Source organism: Noviherbaspirillum massiliense JC206, assembly GCF_000312045.1.
Lineage (GTDB): Bacteria > Pseudomonadota > Gammaproteobacteria > Burkholderiales > Burkholderiaceae_D > Noviherbaspirillum > Noviherbaspirillum massiliense.
On sequence record NZ_HE978635.1, the window covers coordinates 822,563 to 830,106 of the forward strand.

Below are 7,544 nucleotides of genomic sequence, written 5' to 3' on the forward strand. Positions count from 1 at the left end.
GTCAGCTCCCCATTAAGCCCGGCACGCTGGTGCGGCTGCGTATCCAGGCCATGAAACGGATGATCAGGAAATTCAGGCCCATGTAGGCCAGGGTCACGCAGATGAAGGATTCATAGGGCTGCGCGGTATAGTCGACCAGCTGGCGCGCCTGCCCCGACAGTTCCAGCAGGCCGATGGTGGATGCCACCGCCGAGTTCTTCGAAATGATCAGGAATTCCGAAGTCAGCGGCGGAATGATCGTCCTGAAGGTAACAGGCAGCAGGATGTAGCGATAGGTTTGTCCGAGCGTGAAGCCGAGTGCCAGGCCGGCGTTGCGCTGCCCGCGCGGCAGGGACTGGATACCGGCGCGCACCTGTTCGCAGATGCGCGAACCGGTATAGATGCCGAGCGAAAAGACCGAGACGACGAAGAATTGCTTGTAGGGCGACAGGTTCTTGATCCAGTCTCCGATCGATACCGGCAGCAGTTCCGGCACCACGAAATACCAGATGAAGAATTGCACGATCAGGGGAACATTCCTGAACACCGATACGTAGGCCGTGCCGAGCGCATTCAGGAAGCGGTTTGGCAGGGTGCGCATGATGCCGAAGGCCGATCCGACCACCACCGCGAGTACCCATGCCGCGGCGGTCAGCGCCGCCGTGTTTGCAAAGCCGGTGGCCAGCCATCCCAGGTAAGTCGTCGGCTCCCCGGTCGCCACGGGTTGCAGCAGAACACCCCAGTTCCACTTGTAGTCCATTGATACCTCTTCAATTGCGGATGAAGGATGGCCGGAACCGGGATTGCAGCCATCGCTTCATGGAGTCAGTCCATTACGAAATCAGGAAGCGGGTTTGTCGCTCGGGTTGGCAAACAGCTTCTTCATTGCATCCGACATCGGGAACTGCAGATTCAATCCCTTCGGCGGAATCGGGCTCATGAACCACTTGTTGTAAATCTTGGTCGCTTCGCCGGACGTCTCGGCCTTGGCGATCACTTCGTTCATCAGGTTCTTCAGGCCCGCGTCGTTCTTGCGCACCATGCAGCCATAGGCTTCATAGGATTGCGGCGTGCCGGTGATGATGTAGTCGTCCGGGTTTTTCGTCTTCGCGCGTTCGCCGGCCAGGAGCGCGTCGTCCATCATCATGGCCTTGGCGCGTCCGGTGGACAGCGTCAGGAAGGATTCGCTGTGGTCCTTGGCGCTGATGATGTTCATGTCGAGATTTTTCTCGGCATTCATGCTGCGCAGGATTTTTTCCGAGGTCGTGCCGGCGCCGACCACCACGGTCTTGCCTTTCAGATCAGGGAAATCCTTGATGCCGGAATCCTTCTTCGTCATCAGGCGGGTGCTGACCTCGAAGATGCTGTTGGTGAAGTCGACCTGCTGGGCACGGGACTCGTTATTGGTCGTGGTCGTGCACTCGAAGTCGATGGTGCCGTTCTGCAGCAGGGAAATGCGGTTCTGCGACGTGATCGGGATCTGGCGCACCTGCAGATTCGGCATGTTCAGCTGCTTCTTGATCTGCTCGATGACCAGGCTGGTGATCTCCATCGAATAACCGATCGGCTTCTGGTTCACGTCGTAGTACGAGAACGGGATCGAGGCATCGCGATAGCCGACCACCACCACGCCGTCGTCCTTGATCTTTTTCAGCGTGCCGGTCAGGGGAGCGTCCGCAGCCGATGCGGCGCCCGTGCCGAAGGCCAGCGCGGCCGTCACGCCCAGCAGGACTGCCCTGCCCTTGATTTCAAACGTCTTTCCCATGTGCTCTCTCTCCTTGGTTGTTCGCGACGCCGGCCTCAGGACTGGCCTTCGGTAAGCGCCGACACGTCGATGATGTACATCTGTCTTTCCAGCTCGTGCACCGAATCGATGCAGACCTGCCTGCCGTCGCGGCTCCAGCGCGGATGCAGGTCGCAACGGTTTTCCTTTTTCAGCTTCGGATCGGCATAGAAGCTGCCGAGGTCGTGGCGCACCTGTTTTTCCATGTCGTACAGGAACAGGATTCGCTCATGCGTTTGCGGATCGGGATAAGTATCGCTCAGCAGCCAGCGCTTGTTGACCGGGGAAAACGTCATGTGCCCGTTTTCGGTCAGGATGTCGCGCCCCACGACCTCCACCTTTCCGTTATCGGCGTCATGGTACAGGTGGTAATGGATGCTGCCCGCGTGCGGACCCCAGACGATGATGCGCTTGTCGTCGCACCAGAGCGGATGCGAAATCTGGTATTCCGATTTCTCGTAATCGTAAGTGCCGACCGCGTTCGGGTCAAAGTCTTCCGCCAGCTGCGGCAGCGGATGGTCGGAGCATTCCAGCAAACGCATGTCGCTGCCATCCGGATTGACCGTGATCAGGCGGTGCAGGAAGCAGGTCTCGTCCTTGACGCGTTCGGTCCAGCGGTGCAGGAACAGAATGCGCGAGGACGCAGGATTGATTTCGATATGGCTCACCCAGTGGATCGCCTTTTCCATCGATTTCACCGGATGGAAGTTGCGCAAGTCCTGATAGCTGCACAGGAGGCGCGATGCGCCGGTGGCCAGATCCATGTAGTGGATGCCATCGTCTGCCGGGTAATTCGGGAAAGCTTTCGATCCGCCATGCTCGCTGTAGCCGATGGTCTCGTGCGTGATGTAGAGGCGGCTGTAATCGATGCACAAGGCATACTTGCTGTTGGGGGCGACGACATATACCGGAAGCGGCAGGCTTTTCTTCACGCCGGTGTCCACGTTCAGTATGGTGGAACCGAAGCCGGGATAGAAGGATGAGGTATCGGAGGTGCGCGAGTTGTAGATGATCTGCCGTCCCGGCGCGCCGTCCAGCCACTGCAGCTGGCAACCCATCTGCCAGTTCCAGGCAGTGGTGCGATCCAGGCTATGGTAACGGTCGCCGTCCTGCAGATCGAAGTAACCTACTTCCGACTCGAGGTCGGGCGTGAGGTTGGCATCCATCATCGGCACCTGGTTGGCCAGCAGGAAGCGGCCGCTCTTGTCCCAGACCGTCTTGTTGTAATACCCGAAGAAGTGGTGCCCGTTTCCGATGCCAAGGCGGCGGCACGGAAAAGTCTTCCTGGCGGTCTTTGCTTGATCCATGGAGGTCTCGATTCGTTTGCGTTCTCAATAGTTGAAAAGGAAGGAAAGCTGCTGCCTGCAAACGGGCCGTTTCGCTTCCCCTGTATCGTCAGAAAAGATATAGTCACGCGGCAATACGATCAAATTCTTTTTTTGCGGCATCCATTCAGATTTGATATACCCTTGATTGCATGGGGCGCCGCACTCGTTCTTCCTAAAGCCATGGCAAGACAACTGAATTTCCAGCAAATCGAAGCCTTCAAGGCGGTCATGCAGATGGGTACGACGACCGCTGCAGCGCTGATGCTCAACACCACGCAGCCTTCCGTCAGTCGCCGCATTGCCGAACTGCAGGCCGCCACCGAACTGAAGCTGTTCGAATTGCACCATGGCCGGCTGCGGCCGACCAGCGAAGGCAAGCTGCTGTACAAGACCATCCAAAAGCATTTCGCCGGTTTGGAAAAAATCGAATCGGTGGCCGCCATCATGCGCAAGTCCGGTACCGGCGTGCTGAGACTGGGGTGCACGCCGACCCTGGGGACCGGCCTGCTGCCGCCGGTGATCCATGCCTTCCTGAAGAAATTCCCGAACACCCATATCAATATCGAGACCCTGAGCACGCCGCAGCTCGCCGATTACCTGCATCAGGACCTGATCGACCTTGCCCTGACCACCGGCAAGCTGGACCAGAAGGATTTCGAGCCGGTCGTGATCAAGAAGTCGCGAGCGGTCTGCGTGCTCCCGCCGAAACACAGACTGAAGACGGCGCGCACCATCAGGCTCAGGCAGTTGAAGGATGAACAGCTGCTCTCGATCAGCGAGACGGACGAGCTGACGATCAAGATAAAATCCCTGCTGAGGGATAACGGCATCCCGGATGAATTCGCGATCCAGACCAGCTCGTCGATCACCGTCTGCGCGCTGGTGGCTGCGGGGAACGGAGTGGGAATCGTCAATCCCTATGTGGCGAGCACCTTCGCCGGGCAGTTGCTGATCAAGGAATTGGAGCCCGCCATCACCATCCCGATCGAAATGGCGATGCCGCAGCAGACGGCGCCGTCCCTGCTGGCACGCCACTTCGTGGACATTCTCCTGGAACACGTAAAGACGATATGAAGAACAGGAACTTCGGCCCGGCAACCGCCATTCGCAGCGTGCGTCCGATATTCCCGGACGATGTCGCGTACCGGTACGCGATGTTCCGTCTCGTGACGCTGGGCCCGATGCTCTGCCTGCTGGCAGCGCTGCTCGCCGGATGCAGCAGCCTGCCCTCGCTTGCCAACCGCAGCACCTCCACTGCCTATTTCGACACCAACGGCACCCGGCTAGGAAAAGTCCTCGTGCCGGTAGCTGCCGCCCATCCCGGGAAATCCGGCATCTATCCTTTGCAGGATGCGCGCGATGCCTTTGCCGCCCGGGTACATCTCGCGCAGATTGCCGAGCGCAGCCTCGACATCCAGTATTACATCTGGCGCAAGGACATGACCGGCATCCTGCTGTTCAACGCAGTACGCGCCGCAGCGGACCGGGGCGTGCGGGTGCGACTGCTGCTGGACGATAACAATACCTCCGGACTCGATTCCATTCTCGCCGCCCTCGATGCCCATCCGAATATCGAAATCCGGCTGTTCAATCCCTTCATGATCCGTTCGCCGCGCTGGATCGGCTACCTGACCGACTTCTTCCGCCTCAACCGGCGCATGCACAACAAGTCCTTCACTGCCGACAACCAGGCCACCATCATCGGTGGACGCAATGTCGGGGATGAATACTTCGGCGCCAAGGATGACGTGCTGTTTGCCGACCTGGACGTCATGGCTGTCGGCCCCGTGGTGACGGATGTATCACGGGAATTCGACCGTTACTGGGCGAGCGCCTCGTCCTACCCGGTCGACCGCATCCTGCCGCCGGCCGATTCCTCGATGATGGCGGAACTGGCAAGCAGCGCGGCCAGTCTCGAACGCAGTCCCGCCACCGTGGCCTACACCGAGGCGCTGCGCGAATCGCCTTTCGTCCGCGAGCTGGTCCAGGGCAGGCTGCAACTCGAATGGGCTGCCACCCAGATGGTCAGCGACGATCCGGCCAAGGGACTCGCTCTGGCCGAGCCCAACGGCCTGCTGCCGCAAAAGCTAAAAGCGGGCATCGGCGACCCGACCGCGGCAGTCGACCTGGTGTCGCCTTATTTCGTGCTGAGCGCGCCGAGCCTCGCCTTGTTCACGGGATTGGCGAAACAGGGCGTGAAAATCCGTGTGCTGACCAATTCGCTCGAAGCCACGGATGTGGCGGCGGTGCATGCCGGCTACGCCAAGCGCCGCGAAGCCCTGCTCGAAACCGGAGTCACGCTCTATGAATTGCGCCGTCTGTCTTCAGCTGCCGCACCGCGCAGGCCAAGGGGACGCCTCGGCAGTTCTTCCGCATCCAGCCTGCATGCGAAAACCTTTGCGGTCGACCATGCCCGCGCCTTCGTTGGTTCCTTCAACTTCGATCCGCGCTCGGCGAAACTGAACACGGAAATGGGCTTCCTGATCGACAGCCCGGCGCTGGCGCAGCGGATCGAGACGGTGTTCGACACCCGCGTTCCCGAGGATGCGTATGAAGTGCGCCTGGCGAAAAACGGGCAACTGGTCTGGATCGAGCGCGAGGATGGCCGCATGGTGCAGCACGACACCGAGCCGGGCACCGGTTTCTGGCTGCGCGCCGAGATATGGTTTCTGTCGCTGTTGCCGATTGAATGGCTGCTGTGATTTCCGGTGTATCGCAGCAGGCCGCCGGCTCGAAGAACCGGACGAGCCATGTTCCCGCATACTGCACCGGATCACACTGTCTTCCTGCGCTTGCCTTCCGTCGCGGCTAGCCACCGCGGCACGGGTTCAGTGTCTGTCACTGCGGCCCGTGATCCGCTGTTCCACGTCGATCGCGCCATACCGGTCCATGATGTCGCAGGCACGGTCGCAACGCGCCTCGTCGCCCGCATCGACCGTCAACATGACGCTGGCCTGCTGCGGAGTCGGTTCGGCGAAGTCGTTCTGGTAATCCGTGTTTTCCTTCGATCCCATCGGGGCATCGGAAAACTTCCGGCGCGAGGAGATGGTGCCACCGTGCGCATTGCCGATGGCGAAATTGCTCCTGACCGCTCCCGCCTCATCTTCTCTCGCCGTCAACTGCACTTCCTCATCGGAAAATCCGGAAGCCAGCAAGGCATCGCGCGCGTGCTGCGCAGCGGAAAAATTATCGTAAACCCTGATCACGGTATTTGCCATGGTGACGCTCCTGTCGAAATCCTGCCCGTGGGAAAAGTCATCCGCGGGCATCATTGGTCCCAATCTGACCGAGGCCGGTTGAATAAGTGCCCGACGTAGAGAATGGCAGCATGCGGTAATGAAAAAGGGCCGCTGACGGCCCTTTGATTCGCAAGCCGGATAGCCTTTCAGTGAAGCGGCATGTAATTGACCGGTATCCAGATATATCCCTTGCCCTCGGACCGGAGATGTCCCATGCCCGGGAAGGGAAGATGGGCGCCGGCCACAAGATAGCCTCCCTTGGCTGCATCGGCATAGGCCTTCTTGCGCTCGGCTGCGGCAGGCTTGCTGTCGCTGTCGAACTGGATCGTCACTTCAGGCTGCTCAAATTGAACTGCCGCCACGTGCATCAGGTCGCCCCACAGCACCAGCTTTTGCCCCTTGCTTTCTACGGCAAAAACAGTGTGCCCGGGGGTATGGCCATGGGCGGAAACTGCCCTGATGCCCGGCACCAGCTCAGTACTGCCGTCAAAGGGCTGGAATTTGCCGGCCTTGACATAGGGATCGAGAGAAGCCATCGCCCCCTGGAATGAGCCTTTGGCATCGGCCGGAGCCTTGTCCAGGTTGGCCTGGCTCAGCCAGAAGTCGGCGTCCCGCTTGTCCGCGCGTACCACGGCATTCGGAAAGGCTGGTTTGCCGTCGGCGGTCAGGCCGCCGAGATGGTCGGGATGCATGTGAGTGAGGTAAATCTCGTCCACCTGTTCCGGCTGATAGCCGGATGCCTTGAGGCTCGCAAGCAGTTTGCCCAGAGTCGGGCCGAACAAGCTGCCGGCACCCGTATCGACCAGGACCAGCTTGCTGCCGGTATTGATGAGGTAGCCGTTCACAGACGTATCGAGCGGGCTCTTGAGGTAGGACTTGGCGAGGGTCTGGTCGACCTTGGCCGGGGTGGTATTGGTCAGCAGCTTGTTGACGGGCAGCGCAACAGTGCCGTCCGAGAGTGCGGTCACTTCGAAATCACCCAGCATCATGCGGTAGTAGCCGGGCGCTGCCGTCTTGGCCATCGGCGCCGCAGCGCGGGCGGGAGTGCCGGTGAAACCAAAGCCGATGATGAGGGAAGCTGCGATAGTGCAGGCGCGCAGCAGGCGGGTCGGTGTCATTGTTTTTCTCCTGGGTTGTACAGACAAGATGATGCAGCACGAAAAAATCGTGCTGCATTATGCCGGAATGCCCTGGAAACTGCCTGCTGCGGCAGAG

The 7,544-nt window shown here is 60.0% G+C and carries 7 protein-coding genes; 2 read left to right on the plus strand and 5 right to left on the minus strand.

Annotation, left to right across the window (positions count from 1 at the left end):
* Position 1: 1 nt before the first annotated feature.
* The 3 genes from HGHM_RS19290 to HGHM_RS19300 form a co-directional block, all read right to left on the minus strand.
* On the minus strand, positions 2-739 hold the full coding sequence (locus tag HGHM_RS19290) for an amino acid ABC transporter permease (protein ID WP_019143217.1): 738 nt from the start codon (positions 737-739) through the stop codon (positions 2-4).
* A gap of 81 nt (positions 740-820) precedes the next feature.
* Positions 821-1,744: a glutamate/aspartate ABC transporter substrate-binding protein gene (locus HGHM_RS19295; RefSeq protein ID WP_019143218.1), complete on the minus strand. Its 924-nt coding sequence runs from the start codon at positions 1,742-1,744 to the stop codon at positions 821-823.
* 35 nt (positions 1,745-1,779) lie between these two features.
* Entirely contained in the window at positions 1,780-3,069 is a 1,290-nt protein-coding gene (locus tag HGHM_RS19300; protein ID WP_019143219.1) for a hypothetical protein, read from the minus strand.
* A gap of 201 nt (positions 3,070-3,270) precedes the next feature.
* Between HGHM_RS19300 and HGHM_RS19310 the strand changes: the two genes are divergently transcribed.
* On the plus strand, positions 3,271-4,164 hold the full coding sequence (locus HGHM_RS19310) for a LysR family transcriptional regulator (protein WP_019143221.1): 894 nt from the start codon (positions 3,271-3,273) through the stop codon (positions 4,162-4,164).
* Positions 4,161-5,792 carry a phospholipase D family protein gene (locus HGHM_RS19315; protein ID WP_019143222.1) on the plus strand — a complete coding sequence of 544 codons (1,632 nt, stop codon included), beginning with the start codon at positions 4,161-4,163 and terminating at the stop codon, positions 5,790-5,792. Before HGHM_RS19310 ends, HGHM_RS19315 begins: the two co-directional genes overlap by 4 nt.
* 126 nt (positions 5,793-5,918) lie before the next feature.
* Here HGHM_RS19315 and HGHM_RS19320 read toward each other — a convergent pair whose 3' ends face one another.
* Together HGHM_RS19320 and HGHM_RS19325 are read right to left on the minus strand one after the other, a co-directional pair.
* Positions 5,919-6,308, minus strand: coding sequence for a hypothetical protein (locus HGHM_RS19320; protein ID WP_148415808.1), 390 nt, complete (start codon positions 6,306-6,308; stop codon positions 5,919-5,921).
* Between the two features lie 167 nt (positions 6,309-6,475).
* Complete coding sequence (locus tag HGHM_RS19325; protein WP_019143224.1) at positions 6,476-7,447, minus strand: MBL fold metallo-hydrolase; 972 nt, start codon at positions 7,445-7,447, stop codon at positions 6,476-6,478.
* Between the last annotated feature and the right edge of the window lie 97 nt (positions 7,448-7,544).